Below are 25,623 nucleotides of genomic sequence, written 5' to 3'. Positions count from 1 at the left end.
CATCGCGATGTCCCTGGTAGAGCTGTCCCCTGGTTCCGCGATCGCCGCGCGGGCGGAGAACGTGCGGCGGATGATTCACCGGGCGGGCGGCAGCAGGTCCGCAGCGGACGTCGTCGAGGAGGAGCTGGCGCGGTGAGAAGGATTTGGGACGACGCGGTCCGCACGCTCGGCGGTGCGCCGGACGCGGGCGATCTGATGGAGCGCTACGCCGAACCGCACCGGACCTACCACAACACCTTCCACGTGGTGTCGGTCGTCCGCGACTCGTCGGCGCTGGCCGACGCGTTCGCGTTCTCGGTGGAGGAACGCGCGGTCCTCGCCCTGGCCGCGTGCGCCCACGACGTGATCTACGACGGCGAACCGGGTGAGGACGAGCGCGCGTCGGCCGCCTGGGCCCGCGAACGCCTGGCAGACCTGGAAGAGGCGCACGTGCGGCGCGTGGAGTCGTTGGTGCTGGCGACGATCACGCACTCGTCGGACGACCCGCTGGCGCACGTGCTGCTCGACGCCGACCTGGCGATCCTGGGCTCGGAGCCGGAGCACTACGAGCGCTACAGCCTCGCCGTGCGCCAGGAGTACTCGCGCTACGACGACGAGACGTGGCGCGCGGGCCGGTCGAAGGTCCTCAGGACCCTGCTCGACCGCGAGCACCTCTTCGTGACCGAGCCCGCGCGGCAGCTGTGGGGCGCCGCCGCGCGGACCAACCTGGCGCGGGAGCTTCAGTCCCTGGCCTGAACCTCCAGGCGCGCCTTGCGCACGCTGTAGCCGAAGTAGATGACGAACCCGAGGACCATCCAGCCGAGGAACGCGACCCACGTGTCCAGCCCGAGGCTGAGCATCATGTAGACGCAGAACCCGAGACCCAGCAACGGGGTCACGGGCGAGAGCGGCACCCGGAAGCTGCGCTCGCGGTGCGGCTCGGTGCGGCGCAAGATGATCACCGCGATGTTGACCAGCGCGAACGCGAACAGCGTGCCGATGCTCGTCGCGTCGGCCAGTGCTCCCAGGGGCACCAGGGCGGCGAGCACCGCGATGAACAGGCCGACGACGACGGTGTTCGCGAACGGCACGCCGGTGCGGGGGCTGAGCTTCGAGAAGAGCGACGGCACCAGGCCGTCGCGAGACATCGCGTAGAGGATGCGCGTCTGTCCGTAGAGGACGGTCAGCACCACCGAGGTGATCGCGATGACCGCTCCGACCGACAGCAGGACCGGGAAGATCGTGCTGCCGGTGTTGTCCGTCAGCACCCGGCTCAGCGCGGCCTCGGTGCCCTCGAAGCTCTGCCAGGGCATCGCGCCGACCGCGGCCAGCGCGACGGCGCAGTACAACGCCGTGACCACGACCAGGGAGATGATGATCGCGCGCGGCAGGTCGCGCTGCGGGTTCGTCGCCTCCTCACCCGCGGTGGAGGCGGCGTCGAAACCGATGTAGGAGAAGAACAACGTGGCCGCTCCGGCGCTCATGCCCGCGAGCCCCAGCGGGAACAGCGGCGCGAAGTTGCCCGCCTTGAACGCGGTGAACGCGACCGCGCAGAACATGAGCAGCGCGCCGACCTTCACCCACACCAGGATCGTGTTCGTGCGCGCACTCCCCCTGGCACCACCGAGGAGCACGAGCATCGAGATGACCACGACCAGCACGGCGGGGATGTTGACGACGCCGCCCGCACCCGGCGGCTGGCTCAGCACGTCGGGGATCCGCAGCCCCGTCAGCAGGTGCAGCAGCTCGTTGACGTACTGCCCCCACCCGACCGCGACCGCCGCGACCGAGACGCCGTACTCGAGCACGAGGCACCAGCCGCAGACCCACGCGACGATCTCGCCGAGAGTCGCGTAGGTGTAGGAGTACGACGAGCCGGACGCCGGGATCATGCCCGCCAGCTCGGCGTACGACAGCGCGGAGAACAACGCCGTGATGCCCGCCAGCACGAACGACACGACGATGGCGGGACCGGCCAGCGGCACCGCCTCCCCCAGCACGACGAAGATGCCGGTGCCGAGCGTGGCACCGATGCTGATCATGGTGAGGTGCCCGACCCCCATGGTGCGCTTGAGTTCGCCGCCGGGATGGGTCAACTGGTCGATCGGCTTGCGCCGCAACACCCGCGCCCCGATGCGCTGTCCGTTGCTCATCCGGTCAACATAACGTCCGTTCCGCGGCCTACCGGCCACCGATGGGCCGGAACGTGCGGCGGTACGTGTCCGGCGGCACACCGACGGACCGGTGGAAGTGCCGGCGCAGCGTCGTGGCCGTGCCCATCCCGGACGCCTCGGCGATCTGGTCCACGCTGTCGTCGGTCATCTCCAGCAGCTCCTGCGCGCGCCGGATCCGCTGGGTGTGCAGCCACTGCAACGGGGTGGTGCCCGTCACCGCGCGGAAGAGCCGCGCGAGGTGCCGCGAGCTCATGTTCGCCTGCCGGGCCATGTCCTCGACGGTGATCATCCGGTCGAACCGCGCCGAGACCCAGTCGAACAGCTCCGTGAGCGGGTGCCCCTCGCCGGACGGCACGGGCGCCAGGACGAACTGCGCCTGGCCGCCGTCGCGGTGCGGGGGCACCACGAGCCTGCGCGCCGCCGTGTTCGCCGTCGCGGTGCCGTGGTCGTTGCGGATCACGTGCAGGCTCAGGTCGATGGCCGCCGCCTTGCCCGCGCTCGTCAGCACCCGGCCGTTGTCGACGTAGAGCACGTCCGGGTCGACCTCCACCCGCGGGTACCGCCTGGCGAGTTCGTCGGTGTGGCCCCAATGCGTCGTCGCCCTCAGCCCGTCGAGCAGCCCCGCCTCCGCCAGCACGAACGCGCCCGTGCACAGCGAGACGATCCGCGCGCCCTCGTCGTGGGCCGCTCGGACGGCTCGGACGAGCTCGGGGTCGAGGGGCTCGTCGACGTCCTCGACGGCGGGGACGACGACGGTGTGCGCCCCGCGGAGGCTGTCGAGCGGCAGGTCCGGTTCCAGCGAGAACCTGCCGAGCCGAACCGGCTGGTCACCGCAGATCCTGACGTCGTAGTCGAGCTGCGGCGCGGTGAAGATCTCGTACGTGGCGGTCAGCTCGAAGTGCAGCATCCCGCTGGTGACGGCGAACGCGAGCATGTCCGAAAGTGTACGCATCGTGTCGTTCCAGACACTCGCCCGATGCCGTCCGCCGGGCTTGACTGGTCCACATGGGACACAAGATCGCGGTCTACGGCGCTTCGGGAACCACGGGACGGTTCGTGGTGGCGGAACTGGAGAAGCGCGGCCACGGCGCTCTGCCGTTCGGCCGCGCGCAAGCCACCGCCGACGACCCCGCGGCACTCGACCGCGCGCTGGCGGGCGCCGACGCGGTGATCAACACGGCCGGCCCGTTCGCCGTCACCGCCGCCCCGCTCATCGCCGCCGCCGAACGCGCCGGCATCCCGTACGTGGACGTGGCGGCCGAGATCGAGGCGAACGCGGACACCCTCGCCCGCGGCGCCGCGGTCCCGGTGGTGCCCGCGATGGCGTTCTTCGGCGGCCTCGCGGACCTGCTGGTCACCGCCGCGATGGGCGACTGGACGCAGGCCGACGAGGCGCATGTCGCGTACGGCCTGAGCGGCTGGCAGCCGACGCCGGGCACGCTCACCGCCGGCGCGGTGTCCCGCGAGCGCCGCGGCGGCCAGCGAGTCCGGTTCCGCGACGGTGCGCTGCAGTACCACTCCGACGCCCCTCCGACGCTGCGCTGGGAGTTCCCCGGCGGGCCGCGCGAGGTCGTCGGCGAGTTCTCGATGGCGGACGTCGTGACGGTCCCCAGCCACCTGGCGATCCCGTCGGTGACCTCGTACATGTCGGCCACCGCCGCCCAGGGGCTGAGCGAGGGCGCCGACCGCCGCGAGCCCGAGACGTTCGAGGTCGACGTCGTCGTGCGCCGGGCCGGTGAGGAACGCCGGATGACCGCCACCGGCAAGGACATCTACGCCGTGAGCGCCCCTCTGGCCGTGGAGGCGACCGAACGCCTGCTGACAGGCCGTTCCCACATCACCGGAGCAGCGTCAGCGGGAGCGATGTTCGACGCCGCCGACTTCCTGTCCGCACTGGCGGACGTCATCCAGACCACCGCACCAGACGACAAACCGCAGTCAGTCGAGTAGTCGATGTCGCAACGCGACGAGCCGCCGCGTCAGGTGGGGCCCCGATGTCGCGAAGCGACGAGGCGGCCCGGGGGTCCGGGGGCGGAGCCCGCCGGCTGGGGGTCTGGGGGCTCGGCCCCCAGAAGACACCCGGAACGAGAACGGGTGAGTGCTGTCCACGAACAGCACTCACCCATCGAGTGGAGGTGCCGGGAATCGAACCCGGGTCCTGTGGCGGTTCATCAGGGCTTCTCCGTGCGCAGTCCGCTCTGCCTCTACTCGGCCCCACCTGTCACGCGAACGAGCAGGTGTGACGGGCCCAGCCGCTGTGAGTGTCCCGAACAGCCCCCGCGACCGGGACTGCTGGTAAGCCCTCTAGCTGATGCCGGACACTAGGCCGAAGGCACTCCTAGGCCGACAACCGCTAGCTCCGCTGTCAGGCAGCGAGAGCGTACGCGGTGCGCTTGTCGTTAGACGTGGCGCTTATTGGTTTGCGATGACGCTTAACGGTGGTCTCTCGCCTGCACCGGCACGCTTCCCCTGAATCAACGTCCACAGTCGAAACCGTTCACCCCCTTGTAGTGGTACGCATAGCATAACGAGTCGGGCCACCGAGTTCTTCCCGAGGCGGGTAGGGCTGTCCCCACCACCGACCGGATAGCCAGCCGGATGGTCTCTGACCAGCGGTAACGACAGCATGGACGTCATGAGGAAACCGAACGCGCTCGCAGCCGGGTTCTACCTGCTGACCAACCTGGTAACCGGCATCTTCTGGTTCACCCTCGCCGTCGTGCTGACCGCCGTCGGGTTCGCGACCTCGGTCCTGTGGGTCGGTCTGCCGATCCTGTGGCTCGCGATGAACGCCGTGCGGGTCGGCGCGACGGTGGAGCGGGCGTGGGTCGGGGCGGCGTTGCGCACGGAGATCCCCGCGCCGTACCGGGCGAAGCCGGAGGGCTCGCTGTGGGTGCGCTGGAAGGCCCAGTTCACCGATCCGGCGACGTGGCGCGACTACGGCTACCTGCTGCTGCTCCTGCCGGTGGGCGTTCTCGAGTTCGCGGCGGTCCTCGCGATGTGGACGGTGGCGGCGGCGTTCATCGCCGTGCCGTTCTGGATCGGCCACGCGCCGTTCGCGGTGGTCGTCGGTGAGTTCTGGACCATCGACTCGTTCGTGTCGGCGCTGCCCGTCACGCTGATCGGGCTGGCGCTGATCCCGTTCGCGGTCATCGGCACCCGGTCGCTGGGGGTGCTGCACAGCAGGTTCGCCCGCGCCATGCTCGGGCCGACGCGGGCCGACGAGCTCGCGGTCGAGGCGGAACGGCTGCAGTCCAGCCGGGCGCGCGGGGTCGAGGCGGCCGAGGCGGAGCGCCGGCGCATCGAACGCGACCTGCACGACGGCGCGCAGCAGCGGCTGGTGGCCGTGGCGATGGGCCTGGGCCGGGCCAAGTCCAAGATGGACTCCGACCCCGAGGGCGCGGCCGTGCTGGTCGCCGAGGCGCACGCGGACGCCAAGGAGGCCATCCGGGAGCTGCGCGACCTCGCGCGGGGCATCTACCCGTCCGTGCTCGGCGACCGGGGGCTCGACGCCGCGCTGTCCGCGCTCGCCGCTCGCGTGCCGATCGAGGTCGACCTGCAGGTCAACGTGGACCCGCGACCGCCGACGGCGGTGGAGAGCGCCGCGTACTTCACCGTCGGCGAGGCGCTCACGAACATCACCAAGCACTCCAACGGCACCAAGGCGACCGTTCGGGTCAACAGGGTGGACACCGGGGTGCTGGTCGAGGTCACCGACAACGGTCAGGGCGGCGCGGAGCTCAAGCCGGGCGGCGGGCTCGCCGGGCTCGCGGACCGGGCTGCCACGATCGACGGTGTGGTTGTCGTCGTCAGCCCCGTGGGTGGGCCGACCGTGATTCGAGCGGAGTTGCCGTGCGTGTGGTGATCGCCGAGGACTCGGTGCTGCTGAGGGAGGGCGTGCAGAGGTTGCTCGCCGACGAGGGCATCGAGACGGTCGCGGCGGTGGAGAACGGCGACGACCTGCTCGACGCCGTGACCGAGCACCGGCCCGACCTGTGCGTGGTGGACGTGCGGATGCCTCCGTCGTTCACCGACGAGGGCCTGCGGGCGTCCATCGAGGCTCGCCGCCGCTTCCCCGGGCTGCCGGTGCTCGTGCTGTCGCAGTACGTCGAGGAGCGCTACGCCGTGGAACTGCTCGCGGGCGGTGCCAGCGGCGTCGGCTACCTGCTCAAGGAGCGGGTCGCGGACGTGAAGGAGTTCGTCGACGCGGTGCGCCGGGTCGCGGACGGCGGCACGAGCATCGACCACGAGGTGATCACGCAGCTCATGGTGCGCAGCAAGAAGAGCCCTGTCGACTCGTTGACGCCCCGCGAACGCGAGGTGCTCGGGCTGATGGCGCAGGGCTTGTCCAACACGGCGATCGCCGGCTCGCTCGTCGTGTCCGACGGCGCCGTCGAGAAGCACGTCGGCAACATCTTCGCCAAGCTCGGCCTGGAGCCGTCGAACTCCGAGCACCGCCGCGTGCGCGCCGTTCTGGCCTACCTCGACAGCTGAAGCAGACGGGCGCCGTTGTCGTGCAGGACCGACTGCTCGGCGGCGGCGTCCAGGCCCCACGACCTGATGGCGTCGATCTGCACCTCGTAGGGGTACGGGATGTTCGGGAAGTCGCTGCCCAGCACCACCCTGTCGGCCAGGCCCGCGATCCGCGAACGCCAGTCGGCCGGCAACGGCGTCATCTGCTCCGTGAACGGGACGCCGACCATCGTCGTGTCGACGTGCACGTTCCGATAGCGCTCCACGAGGTCCAACGCACCTGAGTAGTCCGGCATCCCGGCGTGCGCGAGGACGGCCGTCAGCCGCGGGTGCTTCTTCAGCACCTCTTCGAAGACGCCGAGCCCGGTGAACTCCCCCGGTACCGGCCCGTCACCGCAGTGCACGACCACCGGGACGCCCGCCTCGGCGAGCTGGCCCCAGACCCGTCGAGCAGCGCGTCACGCGGGTCGTAGCCACCGACCTGGACGTGCGACTTGAAGCACCGCGCACCGGTCTCCAGCGCCTTGCGCACGTACGCCCCGGCGTCCGGCTCCGCGTAGAACGTGCCCGTCGGCACGGCCTCGGGGACCCGTGCGGCGAAGTCGGCGGCCCAGTCGTTCAGCCACCTCGCCATGTCCGGCCGGTGCGGGTAGACCAGGGGTGCGAACGCGGAAACGCCCAGCTCCCGCAGTGCGGTGAGCCGGGCGTTCTCGTCAGTGCGGTACCGGATGGTCCAGTCGACACCGGCTTCGCGCACGCGGTCGAAGTACGCCCAGACCTTGTCCAGGACGTTCTGCGGCATGAAGTGGACGTGGACGTCCACCAATGCCATCAGTAGCGACCCTTCAAGGCCCGTCCGTGCGCCCTGGCGATCTCGCGGTTCGCGTCGCGCTTCGCGAGGTCCTGGCGCTTGTCGTAGGCCTTCTTGCCCTTCGCGAGGGCGATCTCCACCTTGACGTAGCCGTCCTTGAAGTACATCTGCAGCGGGATCAGCGACAGACCGGACTCCTTGGTCTTGCCGATCAGCCGCTCGATCTCGCTCTTGTGCAGCAGCAGCTTGCGCTTGCGCCGGACGTCGTGGTTCGTCCAGGTGCCCGCGACGTACTCCGGGATGTGCAGCGCGTGCAGCCAGATCTCGCCGTCGTCGACCTGGGCGAAGGCGTCCACCAGGGACGCCCGTCCCATGCGCAGGCTCTTCACCTCGGTGCCGACGAGCTGAATGCCCGCCTCGTAGGTGTCCAGAATGGACCAGTCGTGCCGAGCCTTGCGGTTCGACGCGATGACCTTCTGCCCGCGTTCCTTGACCATGGCGACAACTTTACGTGGTCGGCAAAGCGCTTAAAGCCGCACGTAGAGGCGGAGTGTCACGTAGCCGGTGGTCGCCGAGATGACTATCGCGACGAGGAACAGCCACGGCGACACGATCAGGATGTCCAGGTACCCGATCGGCGGGATGATCCCCGACTCGGTGAGGTTCCTGGTGATCCGGTCGAGGAAGAACGCCTTGAACAGCACCAGGCCGGCGACCGCGGTGACCGAGCCGATGATGCCCGCGACGACCGCCTCGATGAGGAACGGCAGCTGCGTGTACCACCGGGTCGCGCCGACCAGGCGCATGATGCCGACCTCGACGCGGCGGGTGAACGCCGACACCTGGATGGTGTTCGAGATCAGCAGCAGCGCGGCGAACGCCTGGACGAGCGCGAGGATCAGGGCGACGTCGCGCAGGCCGTTGAGGCCCTCGAAGAACCGCTCGAGGAACTTGCCCTGGTCGTCGACGCCCTTCACACCGGGCTTGCCCTCGAAGGCCTGCTTGATGACGTCGGTGCGCTCCGGGTCCTCGAGCTTGACGCGGAACGTCGCCGGGATGGCCTCCGGCCGTGCGAGCTTGAGCAGTTCGGGCTGGGCCTCGAAGATGCGCTTGAAGCGCTCGAAGCCCTCGTCGCGGTTCTGGAACACCACGGTCTCGACGCCGGAGGTCTGCTCCAGCTGCGAGCGCAGACCCGCGCACGGCTGCTGCGTGCAGTCCTTGTCGTTCGCGCTGACGTCGTTGGTCAGCAGCACGGAGACCTCGAGCTTGCCCGCGTAGTTGGCCTGCATCTTGTCGACCATGCGGACGACGAGCAGGCCACCGCCGAGCAGCCCGAGCGAGATGGCGGTCGTGAGGATCATCGCGATCGTCATCGTGACGTTCCGGCGAAGTCCGGTGACGACCTCGCTGAACACGAAGCTGGTACGCATCGGGGGCGGGGTTCCTTGGGGGTCGGGGATCTAGGAGCGCTTAGCGGCCGACGCCGTAAACGCCGCGCGCGTCATCACGGACGACCTTGCCGTACGACAGCTCCACGACGCGGCGGCGCATCGAGTCGACGATGCCGTGGTCGTGGGTGGCCATGATGACGGTCGTGCCGGTGCGGTTGATCCGCTCCAGCAGCAACATGATGTCCTGGCTCGTGTCGGGGTCCAGGTTTCCGGTCGGCTCGTCGGCGATCAGCACCAGCGGCCGGTTCACGAACGCACGGGCGATCGCGACGCGCTGCTGCTCACCGCCGGACAGCTCGGTCGGGAACCGGTCCTCCTTGCCGTCGAGGCCCACCAGCTGCAGCACCTCCGGCACCACCTTGACGATGGTGTTGCGGGGCTTGCCGATGACCTCCAGCGCGAAGGCGACGTTCTCGGCGACCGTCTTCGTCGGCAGCAGGCGGAAGTCCTGGAACACGCAGCCGATGGACTGGCGCAGGCGGGGGACCCTGCGCCGCGACATCTTGGCGACGTCGAAGTTGGAGACGTAGACGCGTCCCCTGGTCGGCACCTCTTCGCGCAGCAGCAGGCGCAGGAACGTCGACTTGCCCGACCCCGAGGGGCCGATGAGGAAGACGAACTCGCCCTTTTCCATCTCGACGGACACGTCGTCGAGCGCGGGACGCGTGGAGGTCTTGTAGACCTTGGAAACGTGTTCGAGACGAATCACGAGGCGCGAGTCTACTCATGGCCGGGGTAAAGCCCCCGTTCCGGTTAACTTCGAGTACCGAAAGGGCGCTTCGAGGATCGACGCGGCGTGTCCGACCAGGCACGACCCGTCCACGAAAAGAGCACGTTCCGCCCCCGTCCGGGCTGAACGTGCTCTTCGACTCGGATCAGGCGCGCGCTACGCCTGCTGGGACTGCTTGCGCCACCGGATGCCGGCCTCGAGGAAGTCGTCGATCTCGCCGTCGAGCACCGCGGACGGGTTGCCGACCTCGTGCTCGGTCCGCAGGTCCTTGACCATCTGGTACGGGTGCAGCACGTAGGAGCGCATCTGGTTGCCCCAGCTCGAACCGGAGTCCTTGAGCGCGTCCATCTTCGCCTGCTCCTCCTGCCGGCGCCGCTCGAGCAGCTTCGCCTGCAGGACGTTCATGGCCGTGGCCTTGTTCTGCAGCTGCGAGCGCTCGTTCTGGCAGGAGACCACGATGCCGGTCGGGATGTGCGTGAGGCGCACCGCCGAGTCGGTCGTGTTGACGCCCTGGCCGCCGGGGCCGGAGGAGCGGTAGACGTCGACGCGCAGGTCCTTCTCGTCGATCTCGACGTGGTCGGTCTGCTCGACGACGGGCACGACCTCGACGCCGGCGAACGACGTCTGGCGGCGGCCCTGGTTGTCGAACGGCGAGATGCGCACGAGGCGGTGGGTGCCCTGCTCGACGCTCAGCGTGCCGTAGGCGTACGGGGCGCTGACGCGGAAGGTGGCGGACTTGATGCCGGCCTCTTCGGCGTAGGACGTGTCGAACACGTCGACGCCGTAGTTGTGGCGCTCGGCCCAGCGCGAGTACATGCGCAGCAGCATCTCGGCGAAGTCCGCGGCGTCGACGCCACCGGCCTCGGCGCGGATGGTGACCAGGGCGTTGCGCTCGTCGTACTCGCCGGACAGGAGCGTGCGCACCTCGAGGCTCGCGATCTCGTCGCGCAGCTTGACGCGGTCGTTGTCCGCGTCGGCCAGGGCGTCCGCGTCCTCGGCCTCCTCCGCGAGCTCGTAGAGCAGGGGGAGGTCGTCGAGGCGCTGGCGCAGGCCGGTGACGCGGCGCAGCTCGCCCTGCTTGTGGGAGAGCTGGCTGGTGACCTTCTGCGCCTTCTCCTGGTCGTCCCAGAGGTCCGGGCGGGTCGCCTGCGCCTCCAGGTCCGCGACAGCGGCACGCAGCGCATCGAGGTCCAGCACCGCCTCGATGCTCGAAAGGGTGGCGGAGAGGTCCTTGATGTCTGCTTCGACGTCCGGGTTCACGCAAAAAGATTACGCCAGCACCGGCCGTCGTACGCGACCGGTGCTTCGCTGGCGCCCCTTTACGCGGTGGGGATGGCGTCGAGCAGCTTGAGGACGGCCTTCGCGTGGGCGAGACCGAACTCGGCCACCGCCTTGGCGTAGGGGTCCTCCGCCGTCTTGGCCGCGCTCTTCGCGCTCTCCTGCTCCTGACCGTACGTCGTGCGCGCGGTCGTGATCAGGGACTCGCGCTGCTTCGCGGTCAGCGAGCCGGCGTGCACGAGGCGCAGGATGAGCGGGCTGCGCAGGTGGTCCGGGCCGGGCTCGGACAGCAGCCAGTTCTTGAAGGCCTTCTTGCCCGCCGCCGTCAGCACGTACTGCTGGCTCGACCGCGGTCCCTGCTTGCCGAGGCGCAGCAGGCCCTGGTCAGCCAACGCGGGCAGCTCGCGGTACACCTGGCTGCGGGTCACGCTGAAGAACGCGCCGAAGCGGTCTCCTGCCTCCGCCACCAACTGGCCACCGGTCTTGGGTCCGTCGTGCAGCAGCCCGAGCAGGGCGGCTGCGGTCGCATTGAGGTCTGACACGTCAACAACGTTCCCACGTCCGGGGGAAGCTGTCCACAATGGTCAGCCGTTCTGTCCACAGTGGCTGATCACCGGGCTAGTCTGATGGGCCATGCGGAGCAACGAAAAGTCTCGCTGAGTAAGCGGCAGTTTTCGAGCCTCACGCGTTTGGCCGCTTGACCGTCCGTGTCCATCCCGGATGGAAAAAGCCTTTCGCAGAACCGAAACCCATCCCGGCTCACTCGATCGGCGGTACGACTCTCACCGGCCGGAGCCACCCGAATGGACGGTCGTGGCACCTCGTCGCACGACCTGGTGATGTCCGCGCGCACCTCTTTCCCACGCCTGCGAAGCCGGGAAAATGATCACTGCCAGACAGGCGGAGCGGACGACGGAGGTCGGGGACCGGTGAAGAACCTGAGCTTGAAGTGGCTGGACCACAAGAAGGTGGCGGCGCACACCAGGGCGTGGATGACGGGCGGCATCCCGGAGCAGGCCGGCAAGGACGAGTGCATGGTGTGCGGCAAGCAGATCCGCAAGCACCGCACGGTCAACGGCGAGGGCCGCATCTGCTCCAGCATGCTGTGCGCGCAGTACTGGGCGGAGAACATGACCTGAAAGGCCCCGCCGGAGCGCCCGCGGCCGGGAGCCTCGCCCCCGGAGTGGGATCGGGGCTCGATCCTCAACGCGACAAAGCAGAAGGCCGGAGTCTGATGACTCCGGCCTTCTGATCAGTAGCGGGGACAGGATTTGAACCTGCGACCTCTGGGTTATGAGCCCAGCGAGCTACCGAGCTGCTCCACCCCGCGCCGCTTCTTGCTTGTCTTGCTGTTGTGAGTAGAACTCTACACCCCTCGAAAACCGCTTTTCCACCACCCCCCACTAACGCCTGTTTTCGCTGGTCAGCGGCCGCGCTGGCGTCACATCGAGCGACAACCGCGGCAACGAAAGCCACGTGCCGCCGAGACGGTGGATTCAGTTGTCGAAAAGCAAGAAGCCCGGAACCTGATGGCTCCGGGCTTCTGCCTTGTAGCGGGGACAGGATTTGAACCTGCGACCTCTGGGTTATGAGCCCAGCGAGCTACCGAGCTGCTCCACCCCGCGTCGGTAATTGGAACTCTACGCGGGGTGGAGCGACTAATGCAAATCGTCAGGTCAGCCCGACGGTGTGGGGCTCGGCACAACCGAGGACTGGCCCGTCGCCGGCGCCGCGGGAGCACCGGTGTTGTACTGCTTGAACCTCTTCGTCGCGTCGTCCAGCTTGGCGTAGGCCTGGCCGAGCTCGGTGAAGTTGCTGTTCTGCTGGGCCCTCTTGATGTCGGCCAGCGCGGCGTCGATGTCGTTGACCGCCCTCTGCAGCTCGGGGCTGAGCGCCCCGTTGGACGGCGGCGTGGCCGACGGCGGCGTGGAGGTCTGGCCGTTGCCGTTGTTGTTGTCGCTCGGCGGCGGCACGACGGCACCGGCACCGCTGAGCACCTGGTCCAGCGCCTCGTTCAACGTCGACGCGTAGCCGACCCGGTCGCCGTACCAGACGAGCACCTTGGACAGCTGCGGGTACGACGTGTTGTTCGACGCGCGCTCGATGTAGACGGGTTCGACGTAGAGCAGCGCTCCGCCCACGGGCAGCGTGAGCAGGTTGCCGTAGACGACGGTCGTCTTCTGCTGCGTCAGCAGGTTGAGCTCGCGGCTGACGTTGTCCGAGGTGAGGAACTGCGTCTGGATCTGCTGCGGGCCCTTCGCGTCCTGGCTGAGCTGCAGGACGCTGATCTTCCCGTAGTTGTCCGGGTCGGACCCGACCGAGACGTGGGCCGCCATGAACTCGCGGTTCTCGCGCACCAAGGGGCTGGTCAGCTGGAAGCGGACCTTGCTCGGGTCGTTCGGGTCGCCGGCGAGGACGTAGAACGGCGGCTGGGCGTCACGGCGCTTGCTCGCCGCGTCCCGCTGGGCGTCGGCCGTCGTCACGTTGTCGATCGTCGGGTCCTGCGGCGGCGCCCAGTAGGCGACACCGGAGTAGAAGTCCGACGGCGACGAGACGTGGTACTTCGACAGGATCTGCCGCTGCACCTTGAACAGGTCCTCGGGGTAGCGGAAGTGCTGGCGCAGCTCGTTCGAGATCTCGCTGCCCGGCTTCACCGTGCCCGGGAAGACGCCCATCCACGCCTTGAGGACCGGGTCCTTGTCGTCGATCTGGTACAGGCTCACGGTGCCGTCGTAGGCGTCCACAGTGGCCTTGACCGAGTTGCGGATGTAGTTGACGGGCTTGTTGACCTGCGAGATGACGACGCCGTCCGCGGTGAGCGAGTCGTTCGTCGCGTCACCGAGCTGCGTGCGCTGCGCGTACGGGTAGTTCTCGAGCGTGGTGTAGCCGTCGACGATCCACGTGATGCGGCCGTTCACGACGGCCGGGTACGGGTCGCTGTCCACCGTGAGCCACGGGGCGACGGCCTGCACGCGGTCGCGCGGGGTGCGCTTGAACAGGATCTTCGACTCGTCGGCGATCGACTGGTTGAACAGGATGTTCCGTTCGCCGTAGTACGCCGCGAACGCCAGCTTGTTGAACAGGCTCCCGATCGGGACGCCGCCGCTGCCGGTGTAGGTGTAGGACTTCGCGTCGGTGTCGTACTCCGCCGCGGAGCCGGCCGGGCGGCCGCCGACGATGGAGTAGTCGTTCACGCCGAACAGCTCGCCGTAGTACGTGCGCGGCTGGTCGACCTTGATGCCCTTCGGGTCGTTGCCGATCTCACCGTTGGACTTGACCTCACCGGTCTTGAAGTCCGGGTAGCCGCCGTTGGACTCGTCGGCGACCGCGTTCACCTTGTTCGCCTCGGCGTAGACGAAGCCGTTGCCGTGGGTGTAGATGAGGTGCTGGTTGATCCAGTCGCGCTGGCCCTGCGGCAGGCTGTCGAGCTTGAGCTCGCGCACCGCGACGATGTAGTCGCGGAGCTTGCCGTCCACTGTGTACCGGTCGACGTCGAGCTTGTTCGGGAACCCGTAGAACGGCCGCAGCTGCTGGAACTGCGTGAAGGTCCGCGAGAGCACGGCCGGGTCGAGCAGGCGGATGTTGCCGAGCGTGCCCGCGTCGTTGGTCTTGACCTGGTCGTTCGTGACGTTCTGCTTGCCGTCGTACGGCTTCGTCTCGACCTTGTCGTCGGTCAGCCCGAACGACTGCCGCGTCGCCGCGATGTTGCGGGTGATCGACTCGGCTTCCTTCTGGATGGCGTTCGGCTTGACCGAGAACTGCTCCAGCACGGCGGGCCACGCGGCACCGACGAGCACGCTCGACAGCACCAGCAGGACGGTCGCGATGGCGGGCAGCTGCACGTTGCGCATGAACGCGCCCGCGAAGAACGCCACGGCGCAGAACACCGCGATGCACAGCAGGATCAGCTTGGCGGGCAGCACCGCGTTGAGGTCGGTGTAGCTCGCGCCGACGAACTTCTCGTTCTCGTGCAGCAGCAGCGAGTACCGGTCGAAGAAGTACGCGACGGCCTTCAGCAGCACGAACGCGCCGGCGATGAGCGCCAGGTGCAGGCGCGCCGGCCCGGAGAGCTGACCGCCGCGACCGGCCAGCCGGATGCCGCCGAACAGGTAGTGGGCGATCACCGCGCCGATGAACGACACGGCCGTCGTGATGAACAGCCACGACAGCAGCCACTCGTAGAACGGCAGCTGGAACGCGTAGAAGCCGATGTCGAGCTTGAACTGCGGGTCCGTCACCCCGAACGGCTGGGAGTTCAGGAACAGCTGGATCTGCTGCCAGTCGGCCTGCGCCGACGCACCCGCGATCAGTCCCACGAACACCGGGATGCCGATCGAGAACAGCCGCATCCGCCGCATCACGACGGTGCGGTAGCGCGCCACCGGGTCGTCCGGCCCGGACACCGGCACGAACACCGGGCGCGACCGGTACGCGAGGTAGAGGTTCAGCCCGACGATGCCGCCGACCACGACGCCGACGGCCACGAACAGCCCCAGACGGGTGAGCAGCACGGTGCTGTAGACGTCGCGGAATTTCACCTCACCGAACCACAGCCAGTTCACGTAGGTGTCCAGCAGCCGCGATCCCGTGATGAGACCGAACAGGAGCACAACACCCACGATGAGCAGTATTCGGCTGCGTCGGGACAGTTTCGGCAGTCCGACCGGAGGCCGTGTGGCCACGAGGCACGCTCCTGGATCGCGGTAAATCGATACGTACGTTTAGTCCAACTCTACGGACGACGCCCTGGGTTCCCGTGAAGCCCGCAGTCTTACGATGACACGCGTGTCAGCGAGTGAAACGCCAGCGGTCATCCTCCCGACGGTCGCCCGCGAGGTCGAGGAGTTCGTAGCGGCAGGCGGCTGGGAGCAGCCACCGCAACTCTTCGCCCTCGTGGCCACCTCAGACCTGCTCGAGCAGCAGCCCGAGCTGCGCGACCAGCTCGACCCGCAGTCGAGCCCGCTGACCCCGATCGCCCAGGACTCCCTGGAAGGCGACCTGGGCGACGCGCTCGCGGGCATCGAGTGGCCCCCGGCCGTCACCGGCTGCGCCCTGGCCCAGGAGATCGTGGTGCTGCCCCCGGAGGCGGAGACGGAGCTGAGCCACGGCGACCTGGACGACGAGGCGGCCCGCAGGTTCGCCGCGGAGCACCCGTCACGCCGCGAGGCACGCCTGGTGGCGGCCGTGCTGCGCGACGGTTCGGTCTCCTGCGTGCTGAGGCTGCGCGGCACGGTCGAGGTGCCGGAGGAGGTCGTCGAGCACCCCGAGCTGGCGCCCAACCTCACCGACGCGCTGCTCGCCACGCTGCGGCCCTAGTCGTCACACCCCCAGGCTGGCACAACCCCGGCGCACGACCGCGCCGGGGTTGTCAACTCGTTGTGCGCTGTTCGCGGCAAGCGGACAGGCCGCGCACCCGCGCGGACGCCCAGGGCACCATCCCGATCTTGTCGGACCCCCTGAGTATGTTGAGATGCAGGGGTTCCCAGCTCGGGGGTACCCCTGCGAAAGCGCGCCGCGTCGCGCAACGGCGCTTCGCGCACGGCTGGTTTAGCGTCGTTTCACCGCGGGCCGTTCGCCGTATACGGCCGGTCTCGCGTCATCGCACCATGGGCGGTTCGCTGCACGGCAGGTCGGGCAACATCGCACCGCCGGCCGGTCGCCGCACACGCCCAGTCGAGCACCATCACACCGCGGGCCGTTTGCCGCATACAGCCGGTCTCGTGCCATCACACCGTGGGCCGTTCGCCACACACGGCTGGTCGAGCGCCATCTCGCCGTGAGCCGGTTCGCTGCACGGGCGGACTCGCGTCATCGCACCGCGGCGTTCGCCGTACGGCAGGTCGAGCAACCATCGCACCGCGGGCCGTTCACCGCACACGGCCGGTCGAGCGCCATCTCGCCGTGGACCGGTTCGCCCCCGCCGACCCACCCCTGGCTCCACCTCGTCACCCCGACCGGTGACAGCGCCGTCGCCTCCCCCGTCGAGCCCACCCGACCCGCACCGGGCGAGCCGACAAGGCGGCCCGCGGCACGACGCCGGCCCGCGGTGCGAGCGGTACCCGCGCCAGTGCGCCGGCGGTCGGAAGCCGAGCGGGTCAGCAGCTCGGCGTGTCCTTGCCGGAGCTGAGCGCCTCCAGCGACGACACGGCGTCCTTCAGGTTCTCGACCTTGATCAGCTTGAGGTCCGCGGGCGCCTGCTGCTTCGCGTCCTGGCAGTTCGCCGAGGGCACGAGGAACGCCGTCGCGCCCGCTTCCTTGGCGGCCACCATCTTGAAGGCGATGCCGCCGATGGGCTTGACGGTGCCGTCGGCCGCGATCTCACCGGTGCCCGCGATGGACTTGCCGCCGTTGAGCTCGCCCGGCGTCAGCTTGTCGACGATCGCCAGGGCGAAGATCAGGCCGGCCGAGGGGCCACCGACGTCGGACAGGCTGATCTTGATCTTGAACGGCACGTCGGCGCGGTCGACCGGCGAGATGCCGATGAAACCGGCGGGGCGGCCGTCGTCGCGGGTGCCGAGGGTGAGCTGGGTCGACTGGGAGTTGCCGTCCTTCTCGAACGCCACCTCGATGCGGTCGCCCGGCTTGGTGTTCTCCAGCGAGGCGCTCACGTCGGCGGAGCTCTGCACCTGCTTGCCGTTCACCGAGATGATGCGGGCGCCGAGCGGGATGACGTTGTCGGCGGGGCTGCCCTTGGTGACCTGGTTCGCGATGACCTTGCCCGGATAGCCGAGGTAGTCGAGCGCGGCGACCTCGGCGGAGGTCTGCGACTCGCTGAACGCGCGCTCGTTGTTCTCCTGGACCTGCTGCTCGGACTCGCCGGGCTTGAAGAACTCCTCGCGCGGCGCGAGGGCGTAGCGGCCGGACAGCCACAGGCCCAGAGCGCCGAACAACGACACGTCGTCGGTGAGCGAGACCGTCGTCATGCGCAGCGTTCCGTTGGTGGGGAACGTGTTCTGGCCGTCGACCACGACCACGTCGGTGTCCTTGACCTTGCCGAGGACGTCGTAGGTCGGCCCGGGGCCCAGCGCGACGTACGGGACCCTGGCGAAACCGCCGAGCAGTCCGAGTGCCGCCACCACGAGGAAGCTGACGATCAGCGTCCACGTCCGGCGGGTCAGTCCGCGCTCCCTCGGCGGGGGCGCGGGCGGGGGTGCGGTCGTGACGGTTTCACTCACGGCTGAACAGCGTACGACCATGTCGATCCGCGTACGGTAGAGGCATGAGTGACGTGCCGTTCGGGTTCAGCCCGCACAACCCCGACGACAAGGGCGGGAAGCCGGGAGACAACCCGTTCGACTTCAGTCAGCTGGGCAACATGCTGAGCCAGCTGGGCGCCATGCTGAGCAGCGCCGGGACGTCGAGCGGGCCGGTCAACTACGACCTAGCCAAGCAGATCGCGTTCCAGCAGCTGTCGTCCACCGCGACGACGATCGGCTTCGCCGCCGACCAGTCGAGCGCGGTCACCGACGCCGTGCACCTCGCCGAGATGTGGCTCGACCCCGTGACGTCGCTGCCCGCCGGCACGCGCACGACGCAGGCGTGGACCGCCCGCGACTGGATCGAGCGCACGATCCCGACCTGGCAGCGCCTGTGCGACCCGGTCGCGCAGCGCATGTCCGGCGCCTGGGTCGAGGCCATGCCCGCCGAGGCGAAGCAGGCGGCCGGTCCCCTGCTGTCGATGCTCGGGCAGATGGGCGGCATGGCGTTCGGCTCGCAGCTGGGCAACGCGCTGGCGCAGCTCGGCTCCGAGGTCCTCACCTCGACCGACGTCGGCCTGCCGCTCGGTCCCGAGGGCACGGCGGCGCTGCTGCCCGCGAACATCGAGAAGTTCACCGAGGGCCTGGAGCGGCCCGCGTCCGAGGTCATGGTGTTCCTCGCCGCCCGCGAGGCCGCCCACCAGCGCCTGTTCACGCACGTGCCGTGGCTGCGGCAGCGCCTGCTCGACACCGTCGAGGAGTTCGCCAAGGGCATCAAGGTCGACACCTCCGCCCTGGAGCAGCTCGCGGGCCAGATCGACCCGTCCAACCCCGCCTCCATCGAGGAGGCCATGGGCTCGGGCCTGCTCGAACCGCAGACCACCCCGGAGCAGAAGGCGGCGCTGAACCGCCTCGAGACGCTCCTCGCGCTGGTCGAGGGCTGGGTGGACGTCGTGGTCGACGCGGCCGTCGCCGACCGCCTGCCCGGAGCACCGGCCCTGCGCGAGACGCTGCGCCGCCGCCGCGCCTCCGGTGGGCCCGCCGAGCAGACGTTCGCCACGCTCGTCGGCCTGGAGCTGCGGCCGCGCAAGCTGCGGGCGGCCTCGGCCCTGTGGAAGCTCATCGGCGACCAGCACGGCGTCGAGGTGCGCGACAGCGTGTGGGAGCACGCCGAGCTCGTCCCGACCGCCGAGGACCTCGACGACCCGCTGGAGTTCGCCGAGCGCCTCACGAACACCCGCAACGCCCTCGAGGACCCGATCGCCGAGCTCGAGCGCACGATGCGCGAGAGCGGCGAGAAGCCCGCCGAGGGTGGCAAGCCCGAGGGCGAGCCCGAAGACGGCGGCAAGCCCGACGCGGGCTGACACCTCCTTTCGGAGAACATGCGAAGCGCCCGGCGAGCACACCCTCGCCGGGCGCTTCGCATAGCAGCTCGTCAGTCCTCGGAGATGCCCCAGCCTGCGGCGGCCGAGAGACCCTCGAGGAAACCCATGGCGCGCTCGGTCTTCGGGTAGCGGTGCACCCACTCCCAGAAGTCCTTGCCGTGCCCTGGGACCAGCAGGTGCGCCAGCTCGTGCACCAGCACGTAATCCAGCACCCACGGCGGCACGTCGCGCAGCCTCTCGGACACGCGGATCGTGCCCTCGGTCGGCGTGCACGACGCCCAGCGCGTGCGCATGGGCGGCACCCAGCGCACGCTCACCGGCTCGGCGAGCGAGTCCAGGTAGCGCTCGGACAGCTCGGTGCACCGGGCCATGAGCGCCTCGTCCGACGTCCGCGCAGGGGACTTCCTGCGCGTCTCGCTGCGCTGGAGGCGGCTCAACATCTCCGCCACCCAGTGCTTCTCTTCCCCCTTGGTCATCCGTGCCGGCAGAAGGACGACGACGGTGTCGCCCTCCCGGTACGCGCTGACCATGCGGCGGCGTCGGGAGCTCCGCCGCACCTCCACCCGCGGTTCGGCCATGCAGTCACCGTAAACGGCGTCACCGACAATTTTCCGCCCCCAACCGGCGGCAGGCGCGCACCCGGCGGGTGAAGTTCCACCGAACGGCGGCTGGACACGCGCGGGTACGACATGCGCGGGATCGCACGCCTGCGGAGGTACCGTCGCGCCAAGGTCCCCGAGTGTGTCCGCACTCACAACTGCAAGGGAGGGGCTGTGGCCGAGACCTACAACGGCTACTGCGTCAAGTGCCGCGAGAAGCGCGACTTCGACGGCAAGGTCGAGGAGACCAACGGTCGCCGCATGGCCAAGGGCACCTGCCCTGTGTGTGGAACGAAGATGACGCGGATCCTCGGCAAGTCCAAGGTCTGACGTTTCCGCTGGCAGGGGGCGTCGTCCCCTGCCAGTCTCTCCTCTGTGGACCCGAGACCCCGAGTACGTGCAGGACTGGCCGTGGTGCGCAGGGCGCCCGGCGTGGTCCAGGTCGGCACCGACCCCAAGCACGCCGTGGTGATCGACTCGCTGCCCGAGGCGCTGGTCGACGAACTGCTCACGCTTGACGGCCGCCACACCGTCGCTGAACTGGGTGAAAGGCTACGTGCGCGGGGCGAGGACCCCGCCCAGTTGGGTGAAGTTCTCGCATCGCTCGACGAGGCCGGTCTGCTCGACACCGGCTCCCCCGCCAAGGGCGCGACGGCCGCCGTCATCGGAGCCGGGCACCTCGCGCTTTCCATCACTTCGCTCCTGGCGGAATCGGGCGTCCGCCTGGCCCACCACGCCGATCTGACGGTCCTGGCGGCCACGCTCGTGCCGGATCCCGCGGTTGTGAGCGCGCTCATGGCGTCCCGCACCCCGCACTTGGCGGTGCGCGTTCGCGAGGGCATTGGCATCGTCGGGCCGCTGGTCCTGCCCGGTCGCACGTCCTGCCTGAACTGCGCGGACCTGCACCGCACCGACCAGGACCCCGCCTGGCCGGTGATCGCGGCGCAGCTCGTCGGCAAACCGGCGTCGTCCGACGTGCTGTTCGCGACGGGGACGGCGGCGCTGGCCGTGGCGCAGGTCCTGGAGTCGCTGACCTACGTCCGCGGTCGCGACCTGCCCCCGCCCGCAGTGCTCAACGCCACTGTCGAACTCGACCTGGTGGCGGGACTTGCTGAGAGAAGAAGCTGGTATCCGCACCCTGACTGTCAGTGCTCCGCACATAACATGGCTGAGTGACCGAGATTCCGCGCAAGGCCGTGCAACGCACCGCCAAGCTGGCGAGCCTCCCGCTCGGGGTGGCGGGCCGGGTGGTGGGCGGCTGGGGGAAGCGACTGACCGGACGCGCGGCCGACGAGGTCAACGCCGAGGTGACGGCCAAGACGGCGGAGCAGGTCTTCGCGGTGCTCGGCCAGCTCAAGGGCGGCGCCATGAAGTTCGGCCAGGCGCTCAGCGTGTTCGAGGCGGCGGTCCCGGACGAGCTCGCGGCCCCGTACCGCGAGGCGCTGACGAAGCTGCAGACCGCGGCACCGCCGATGCCGGCCCGCACCACCCACCGCGTCCTCGCCGAGCAGCTGGGCACGTCGTGGGCGAAGCGCTTCCAGTCGTTCGACGACGAGCCCGCCGCGTCGGCGTCCATCGGCCAGGTGCACCGCGCCGTGTGGCACGACGGCCGCGACGTGGCGGTGAAGGTCCAGTACCCCGGCGCCGACGAGGCCCTGCGCGCCGACCTGAAGCAGCTGCTGCGGTTCTCGCGGCTGCTGCAGGCGATCATGCCCGGCACCGACGTGCGCCCCCTGCTGGAGGAGCTGCGCGACAGGTACCTGGAGGAGCTCGACTACCGCGACGAGGCCGCGAACCAGCGGACGTTCGCCAAGGCCTTCGAGGACGACCCGCACGTCGTGGTCCCCCGCGTCGTCGCCTCGGCGCCCAAGGTCATGGTGACCGAGTGGACCTCGGGCGTCGGCCTGTCGAAGATCATCCGCGAAGGGTCGGTGGAAGAACGCGACCTGGCAGGACAGCTCCTGGCCGAGTTCCACTTCTCGGCCCCGTCGCGCTCGGGCCTGCTGCACGCCGACCCGCACCCCGGCAACTTCATGCTGGGCGAGGACGGCCGCCTGCGCGTGATCGACTTCGGCGCTGTCGCCCGGCTGCCCGACGGCCTGCCGAAGACGCTGGGCCTGATGACCCGCCTGGCCCTGGACGGCCGCCCCGACGACCTGGTCGAGCTGCTGCGGAACGAGAACTTCATCCGCGAGGGCATGGAACTGCACGGCGAGGACGTGCTCGGCTACCTGGCCCCGTTCGTGGAGCCACTGCGCACCGAGTCGTTCCACTTCACGCGCCGCTGGCTGCAGTCGCAGGCCGAACGGGTGGGTGATCTGCGCAGCCCGGATTCGCAGACCGGCCGCTCGTTGAACCTGCCGCCCCAGTACCTGCTGATCCACCGGGTGACAATGGGAGCGACGGGCATTCTCTGCCAGCTCGACGCCCATGTGACCGCACGGGAAATCGTCGCTCGCTGGCAGCCGGGATTCGACGACTGACTCGTCCGAGTGAACCTCCGCGAAGTTGTCCACAGGTTGGCGGCCAGCCCCCTTCCAGGGTGTCCCGGTGGGCCACGATGAGTGCATGTCACCCATCACCACCACCACTGACCTGCTCGGATCCGGCCTCTCCCCGCGAGAGATCCGGCGTCACTGCGCACCCGCCGGGCCGTGGCAGCAGTTGCTGCCCGGCGTGGTTCTGACCAGGCCTTCGCCCGCCACCCGGCTCGACCGGCTCCGGGCCGTGCTTTCTTTCGCCGGGCCTTCATCGGCGATCACGGGTGCGGACGCATTGACTCGCCGAGGCGCGGTGCTCCCCATTCCCCGGCACATTCACGTGCTCGCGGGAGAGAACTCGCGAAGAGCTCATCCAGGAATTCTGCTCGAACGCACGACCCGGCCACCGGGTGTGGTGGAGCGCGATGGGCTCCGGCTGGCCGAGGCAGCTCGGGCCGCTGTGGACATGGCTCGGCGGGAGACGAACCCGCGAGCCGTCGTGCGGATCCTCGATGCGGTGCTGATGGCTCGGTTGTGCTCGCCGGGTGAGCTGCGGGAGGAGTTGCGGGTGAGCAGCCGACGAGGGACGGCGCTGGTCAGGCAGGCCTTGCACCACCTCTACCCGACTTGATCCGGTGGTTGTGGTGGGGGCGCTGAACCGCCGCCCCGGCAACTGAGCGCCACCCGGATCGCTCAGTTGCCGGGGCGGCGCGGACGGACTTCCGGCTCAGCTTCCGGTCTGCCGCCCGAGGCGACGCCGTCGGCACGCCGGGTCAACGGCACCGCACGACCCGCGACCGCTCGCTGTGACCAGTGAACCGCCACTCATCACTTCACACCCGCAACGCCGTTGTCCTCACGAACCGTCGAACGCACCCGCCGCTCGCGCACCCGGCAACGGCCCACAACAACGGCAACCGCACGACCCCGACGGCGCGCAGCCGGCCCATCAGCGCCAAGCCGTCAGCGCCAGTACTCGTCCGGCAACTTCCCCTCGATGTCCCGCACGTGGGTCTTCGAGCAGACGTGGCACAACCAGCGGACCGCCCCACCGGTCCGCTCCGACGACCAGGCCAGGAACTCCAGGTCGGAAACGGAGGAACGCATCCGCCCACATCTGTGGCACACCGCGGCCGGGGCCGTCACCGGCGGCGTCCCACGTGGACGGTGTCGGTCTCCAGCAGGAACACGTCTTCGCGGGCGCCCACGTACTCCGAGTCCGCGGGGTTGAGCAGGCGGCGCAGCGCGTCGCGGTCGGCCGGGTGCAGCGACGGGCCGGTGATGTCGGCGAGCCAGGTCAGGCGGTCGACGGCCCAATCGCGGACGAGTTGTTTCGCCGGGGCCGGGTGGTCGACGACGAAGCTGAAGGCGCTGATCTCGCCGAGGCCCGCGTCGGCCAGGGCCACGTTCCAGCCGACCGGCAGGCGGACGGTGCCCGTCATGTTCTCGCGCATCGACACGAACCACGACGCGCGGGCCGCGGCCATGCGGTCCTGCAGGCCGGGTTCGCCGACGCCCAGGTCCCACGGGAGGAAGCGGGTCTCGAGGCCGCCTTCCGCCAGGGCCAGCCAGCCGCCGGGGGCCAGGGCGGAGACCAGGCGCTTCAGGCCGCGCAGCTGATCAGGGAGGTGGTGCACGACCCGGGAACCCCAGATGAGCTCGACCGGGCCGGTGAACGACAGCGGGTCCTCGGTGGCGAGGTCGGCGAGCACCGGCTTCACCGACACGGCGCCGTCGGCTTCGGCGCGGGCCGCGGCACAGGCCGCGTCGAGGAGTTCGGGGGTGGCGTCGACCAGGACCAGGACGCCGCCGCCGTGCTCGCGCAGCGCCGCTGCCAGCGGCACGCTCATGGAGCCGGCTCCGCAGCCGACGTCCATCACGACCGGGGAGTCGGGCAGCGGTGCGACCAGTCTGCGCGCGACCGAGGACAGCGCCTCCGACTGCAGCGAGCCGTAGCGCCTCATCGCGTGGAGGCGTGCGGACCAGTCGATTCCGTCGTGGGTGTGGTGCGGCACAAGGGGAACGGTACGGAGGAACGGCCGAGGCCGCCATCCACCTTCTCGTGGATGACGGCCTCAGCTCGAGACTGTCAGAGGTCGAAGCGAGCCGCTCTGCGTCCCGCCCATCGCGACAACCTGCGCCAACGTTGCGCTGACGCGAGGCGGTTCGCCAGGCGTTGCTCTTCCGCGAACCTCTGGGCTTCTTGTATTCGTATTCGCACGAGTTCTTCATTCAGAGACATGGGTGTGAGGCCCTCGTTCAGGTAGGCGGGCATTGCGCTGTGGTTGAGCTGCACGGTGTTCACGCTGCCGCCTCCGTCTTGCTGGCGGTGACGACGGACGCGTCCTTGCGCGGACGGCCACGCGGCCGCTTCCGAGCAATGACGACACCGCGCTCGAAGATCTCTCCACCCCAGACGCCCCACGGCTCGTGACGGGCGACCGCGCCGGCGAGGCACTCGGCCAGCACCGGGCAGGTCCTGCAGAAGGCCTTCGCCTTCTCGAGGTCGGCCGGCGCGTCAGCGAACCAGAGGTCGGGGTTGTGCGTGCGGCAGGGGATGTCGAGCCCCTCCGCGAGGTCCGGAAGTGTCTCGCCCGTGAGCGGGACAGTCGCGGTCAACATCAGGGTTTTCTCCTTGTGTGGGGTACTGCAAAAACACGAAGGCCGCGGACTCTGTGCGAGTCCGCGGCCTTCGTGAGCCTGGTGGTCCTTCGACCCTCTTATGGGGTCGGCAGGAGCCTTCTCACTTGATGCGCGGACAGCGCATTCGTGTAGTTGTGGACGGCATCGATCACCGGCAGCGCGACGATCGGCTGCTCGCTGCGCAGTTCGCCGCCGCGCAGGGCGGTGGCGCGCAGGACGGTCGCCCGCTCGCGGGTCGGCAATGCCACTGGCTTCAGGGCAGACTGCTGCCACATGGCCTGGGCGTTCGCAGACGCGCAGAAGCCCTCGGACACGGGGAGGCCGAGCGCGCGCGAAGTCATGAAGAGCTTCACAACGGCCACCTCCTCCATAGAGAGCTCTGCTGCAGAGAGCTAGAGCGTGTAGTAGTAGTTCTTCTTCCCCA

At 69.4% G+C, this 25,623-nt stretch carries 26 protein-coding genes, 2 tRNA genes, 1 other RNA gene and 1 pseudogene; 12 read left to right on the top strand and 18 right to left on the bottom strand.

Annotated features, from left to right (window positions below; translation table 11 throughout):
- Positions 1–7 precede the first annotated feature (7 nt).
- Positions 8–136: a hypothetical protein gene (locus L6E10_RS40420; protein ID WP_275676893.1), complete on the top strand. Its 129-nt coding sequence runs from the start codon at positions 8–10 to the stop codon at positions 134–136.
- Positions 133–735, top strand: coding sequence for a hypothetical protein (locus L6E10_RS22795; RefSeq protein ID WP_236221565.1), 603 nt, complete (start codon positions 133–135; stop codon positions 733–735). Before L6E10_RS40420 ends, L6E10_RS22795 begins: the two co-directional genes overlap by 4 nt.
- Here L6E10_RS22795 and L6E10_RS22790 read toward each other — a convergent pair.
- The gene (locus L6E10_RS22790) at positions 720–2,132 is read right to left on the bottom strand and encodes an amino acid permease (protein WP_236221564.1); all 1,413 of its coding nucleotides are present in this window, start codon (positions 2,130–2,132) and stop codon (positions 720–722) included. The two genes, L6E10_RS22795 and L6E10_RS22790, sit on opposite strands and share 16 nt — an antisense overlap.
- 28 nt (positions 2,133–2,160) lie before the next feature.
- Positions 2,161–3,087 (bottom strand): GlxA family transcriptional regulator, encoded by a 927-nt coding sequence (locus tag L6E10_RS22785; RefSeq protein WP_236221563.1) that lies wholly within the window; start codon positions 3,085–3,087, stop codon positions 2,161–2,163.
- 71 nt (positions 3,088–3,158) lie between these two features.
- Here L6E10_RS22785 and L6E10_RS22780 point away from each other — a divergent pair, with 71 nt between their 5' ends.
- A complete protein-coding gene (locus L6E10_RS22780; RefSeq protein WP_236221562.1) occupies positions 3,159–4,103 on the top strand; it encodes a saccharopine dehydrogenase NADP-binding domain-containing protein in 945 nt (314 codons plus the stop codon).
- A 177-nt stretch (positions 4,104–4,280) separates the two neighbouring features.
- On the opposite strand, the gene ssrA is transcribed toward L6E10_RS22780, so the two are convergent.
- Positions 4,281–4,658, bottom strand: a transfer-messenger RNA (tmRNA) gene (gene ssrA / locus L6E10_RS22775).
- 121 nt (positions 4,659–4,779) lie between these two features.
- Here ssrA and L6E10_RS22770 point away from each other — a divergent pair.
- Both L6E10_RS22770 and L6E10_RS22765 read left to right on the top strand, forming a co-directional pair.
- Positions 4,780–6,018 carry a sensor histidine kinase gene (locus tag L6E10_RS22770; RefSeq protein WP_374237298.1) on the top strand — a complete coding sequence of 413 codons (1,239 nt, stop codon included), beginning with the start codon at positions 4,780–4,782 and terminating at the stop codon, positions 6,016–6,018.
- A complete protein-coding gene (locus L6E10_RS22765) occupies positions 6,006–6,647 on the top strand; it encodes a response regulator transcription factor (RefSeq protein ID WP_236221560.1) in 642 nt (213 codons plus the stop codon). The genes L6E10_RS22770 and L6E10_RS22765 overlap by 13 nt, the downstream gene beginning before the upstream one ends.
- Here the strand turns inward: L6E10_RS22765 and L6E10_RS22760 are convergent.
- From L6E10_RS22760 to L6E10_RS22735, 6 genes and pseudogenes are all read right to left on the bottom strand, one after another.
- A pseudogene (locus L6E10_RS22760) lies at positions 6,632–7,458 on the bottom strand (amidohydrolase family protein). The gene L6E10_RS22765 and the pseudogene L6E10_RS22760 sit on opposite strands and share 16 nt — an antisense overlap.
- The gene (gene smpB, locus L6E10_RS22755) at positions 7,458–7,934 is read right to left on the bottom strand and encodes an SsrA-binding protein SmpB (protein ID WP_236221559.1); all 477 of its coding nucleotides are present in this window, start codon (positions 7,932–7,934) and stop codon (positions 7,458–7,460) included. Before smpB ends, L6E10_RS22760 begins: the two are co-directional and overlap by 1 nt.
- Positions 7,935–7,964: 30 nt before the next feature.
- Positions 7,965–8,867, bottom strand: coding sequence for a permease-like cell division protein FtsX (gene ftsX, locus L6E10_RS22750; protein ID WP_236221558.1), 903 nt, complete (start codon positions 8,865–8,867; stop codon positions 7,965–7,967).
- A gap of 40 nt (positions 8,868–8,907) precedes the next feature.
- Positions 8,908–9,597, bottom strand: a complete 690-nt coding sequence (ftsE, locus tag L6E10_RS22745; protein ID WP_030470385.1) for a cell division ATP-binding protein FtsE — start codon at positions 9,595–9,597, stop codon at positions 8,908–8,910.
- Between the two features lie 177 nt (positions 9,598–9,774).
- A complete protein-coding gene (gene prfB / locus L6E10_RS22740; protein ID WP_236221557.1) occupies positions 9,775–10,878 on the bottom strand; it encodes a peptide chain release factor 2 in 1,104 nt (367 codons plus the stop codon).
- Positions 10,879–10,937: 59 nt separating this feature from the next.
- Complete coding sequence (locus tag L6E10_RS22735; RefSeq protein ID WP_089921819.1) at positions 10,938–11,438, bottom strand: PadR family transcriptional regulator; 501 nt, start codon at positions 11,436–11,438, stop codon at positions 10,938–10,940.
- A gap of 387 nt (positions 11,439–11,825) precedes the next feature.
- Between L6E10_RS22735 and L6E10_RS22730 the strand changes: the two genes are divergently transcribed.
- Positions 11,826–12,035, top strand: coding sequence for a hypothetical protein (locus L6E10_RS22730; RefSeq protein WP_236221556.1), 210 nt, complete (start codon positions 11,826–11,828; stop codon positions 12,033–12,035).
- Positions 12,036–12,152: 117 nt separating this feature from the next.
- Here the strand turns inward: L6E10_RS22730 and L6E10_RS22725 are convergent.
- The 3 genes from L6E10_RS22725 to L6E10_RS22715 all read right to left on the bottom strand — a co-directional run bounded on the left by L6E10_RS22725 (position 12,153) and on the right by L6E10_RS22715 (position 15,578).
- Positions 12,153–12,226: transfer RNA gene (locus L6E10_RS22725), tRNA-Met, on the bottom strand.
- 221 nt (positions 12,227–12,447) lie between these two features.
- Positions 12,448–12,521: transfer RNA gene (locus tag L6E10_RS22720), tRNA-Met, on the bottom strand.
- 51 nt (positions 12,522–12,572) lie between these two features.
- Positions 12,573–15,578, bottom strand: coding sequence for a UPF0182 family protein (locus tag L6E10_RS22715; RefSeq protein WP_236221555.1), 3,006 nt, complete (start codon positions 15,576–15,578; stop codon positions 12,573–12,575).
- 94 nt (positions 15,579–15,672) lie between these two features.
- Here L6E10_RS22715 and L6E10_RS22710 point away from each other — a divergent pair, with 94 nt between their 5' ends.
- A complete protein-coding gene (locus tag L6E10_RS22710; protein ID WP_236221554.1) occupies positions 15,673–16,212 on the top strand; it encodes a PPA1309 family protein in 540 nt (179 codons plus the stop codon).
- A gap of 779 nt (positions 16,213–16,991) precedes the next feature.
- Here L6E10_RS22710 and L6E10_RS22705 read toward each other — a convergent pair.
- Complete coding sequence (locus tag L6E10_RS22705; protein WP_236221553.1) at positions 16,992–18,071, bottom strand: PDZ domain-containing protein; 1,080 nt, start codon at positions 18,069–18,071, stop codon at positions 16,992–16,994.
- 44 nt (positions 18,072–18,115) lie between these two features.
- On the opposite strand from L6E10_RS22705, the gene L6E10_RS22700 reads away from it, so the two are divergent.
- Positions 18,116–19,456 (top strand): zinc-dependent metalloprotease, encoded by a 1,341-nt coding sequence (locus tag L6E10_RS22700; RefSeq protein WP_236221552.1) that lies wholly within the window; start codon positions 18,116–18,118, stop codon positions 19,454–19,456.
- Positions 19,457–19,527: 71 nt separating this feature from the next.
- Here L6E10_RS22700 and L6E10_RS22695 read toward each other — a convergent pair whose 3' ends face one another.
- The gene (locus tag L6E10_RS22695; RefSeq protein ID WP_236221551.1) at positions 19,528–20,055 is read right to left on the bottom strand and encodes a M48 family metallopeptidase; all 528 of its coding nucleotides are present in this window, start codon (positions 20,053–20,055) and stop codon (positions 19,528–19,530) included.
- A 195-nt stretch (positions 20,056–20,250) separates the two neighbouring features.
- Between L6E10_RS22695 and L6E10_RS22690 the strand changes: the two genes are divergently transcribed.
- The 4 genes from L6E10_RS22690 to L6E10_RS22675 all read left to right on the top strand — a co-directional run bounded on the left by L6E10_RS22690 (position 20,251) and on the right by L6E10_RS22675 (position 23,187).
- Complete coding sequence (locus L6E10_RS22690) at positions 20,251–20,406, top strand: DUF5679 domain-containing protein (protein WP_236221550.1); 156 nt, start codon at positions 20,251–20,253, stop codon at positions 20,404–20,406.
- A 138-nt stretch (positions 20,407–20,544) separates the two neighbouring features.
- Complete coding sequence (locus L6E10_RS22685; protein WP_236221549.1) at positions 20,545–21,252, top strand: hypothetical protein; 708 nt, start codon at positions 20,545–20,547, stop codon at positions 21,250–21,252.
- A complete protein-coding gene (locus L6E10_RS22680) occupies positions 21,249–22,559 on the top strand; it encodes an AarF/ABC1/UbiB kinase family protein (RefSeq protein WP_236221548.1) in 1,311 nt (436 codons plus the stop codon). Before L6E10_RS22685 ends, L6E10_RS22680 begins: the two co-directional genes overlap by 4 nt.
- A gap of 85 nt (positions 22,560–22,644) precedes the next feature.
- A complete protein-coding gene (locus L6E10_RS22675) occupies positions 22,645–23,187 on the top strand; it encodes a hypothetical protein (RefSeq protein ID WP_236221547.1) in 543 nt (180 codons plus the stop codon).
- A 332-nt stretch (positions 23,188–23,519) separates the two neighbouring features.
- Here L6E10_RS22675 and L6E10_RS22670 read toward each other — a convergent pair whose 3' ends face one another.
- The 4 genes from L6E10_RS22670 to L6E10_RS22655 all read right to left on the bottom strand — a co-directional run bounded on the left by L6E10_RS22670 (position 23,520) and on the right by L6E10_RS22655 (position 25,552).
- A complete protein-coding gene (locus tag L6E10_RS22670; protein ID WP_236221546.1) occupies positions 23,520–23,663 on the bottom strand; it encodes a hypothetical protein in 144 nt (47 codons plus the stop codon).
- A gap of 35 nt (positions 23,664–23,698) precedes the next feature.
- The gene (locus L6E10_RS22665; RefSeq protein ID WP_236221545.1) at positions 23,699–24,571 is read right to left on the bottom strand and encodes a trans-aconitate 2-methyltransferase; all 873 of its coding nucleotides are present in this window, start codon (positions 24,569–24,571) and stop codon (positions 23,699–23,701) included.
- Between the two features lie 286 nt (positions 24,572–24,857).
- The gene (locus L6E10_RS22660) at positions 24,858–25,178 is read right to left on the bottom strand and encodes a WhiB family transcriptional regulator (RefSeq protein WP_236221544.1); all 321 of its coding nucleotides are present in this window, start codon (positions 25,176–25,178) and stop codon (positions 24,858–24,860) included.
- 98 nt (positions 25,179–25,276) lie between these two features.
- Positions 25,277–25,552: a hypothetical protein gene (locus L6E10_RS22655; RefSeq protein ID WP_236221543.1), complete on the bottom strand. Its 276-nt coding sequence runs from the start codon at positions 25,550–25,552 to the stop codon at positions 25,277–25,279.
- Positions 25,553–25,623: the final 71 nt, after the last annotated feature.

Source organism: Lentzea sp. CC55 (genome assembly GCF_021056325.1).
Taxonomy (GTDB): domain Bacteria; phylum Actinomycetota; class Actinomycetes; order Mycobacteriales; family Pseudonocardiaceae; genus Lentzea; species Lentzea jiangxiensis.
Note: the sequence above shows the minus strand (reverse complement) of the source record. Positions and strands in the feature narration are given on the sequence as shown.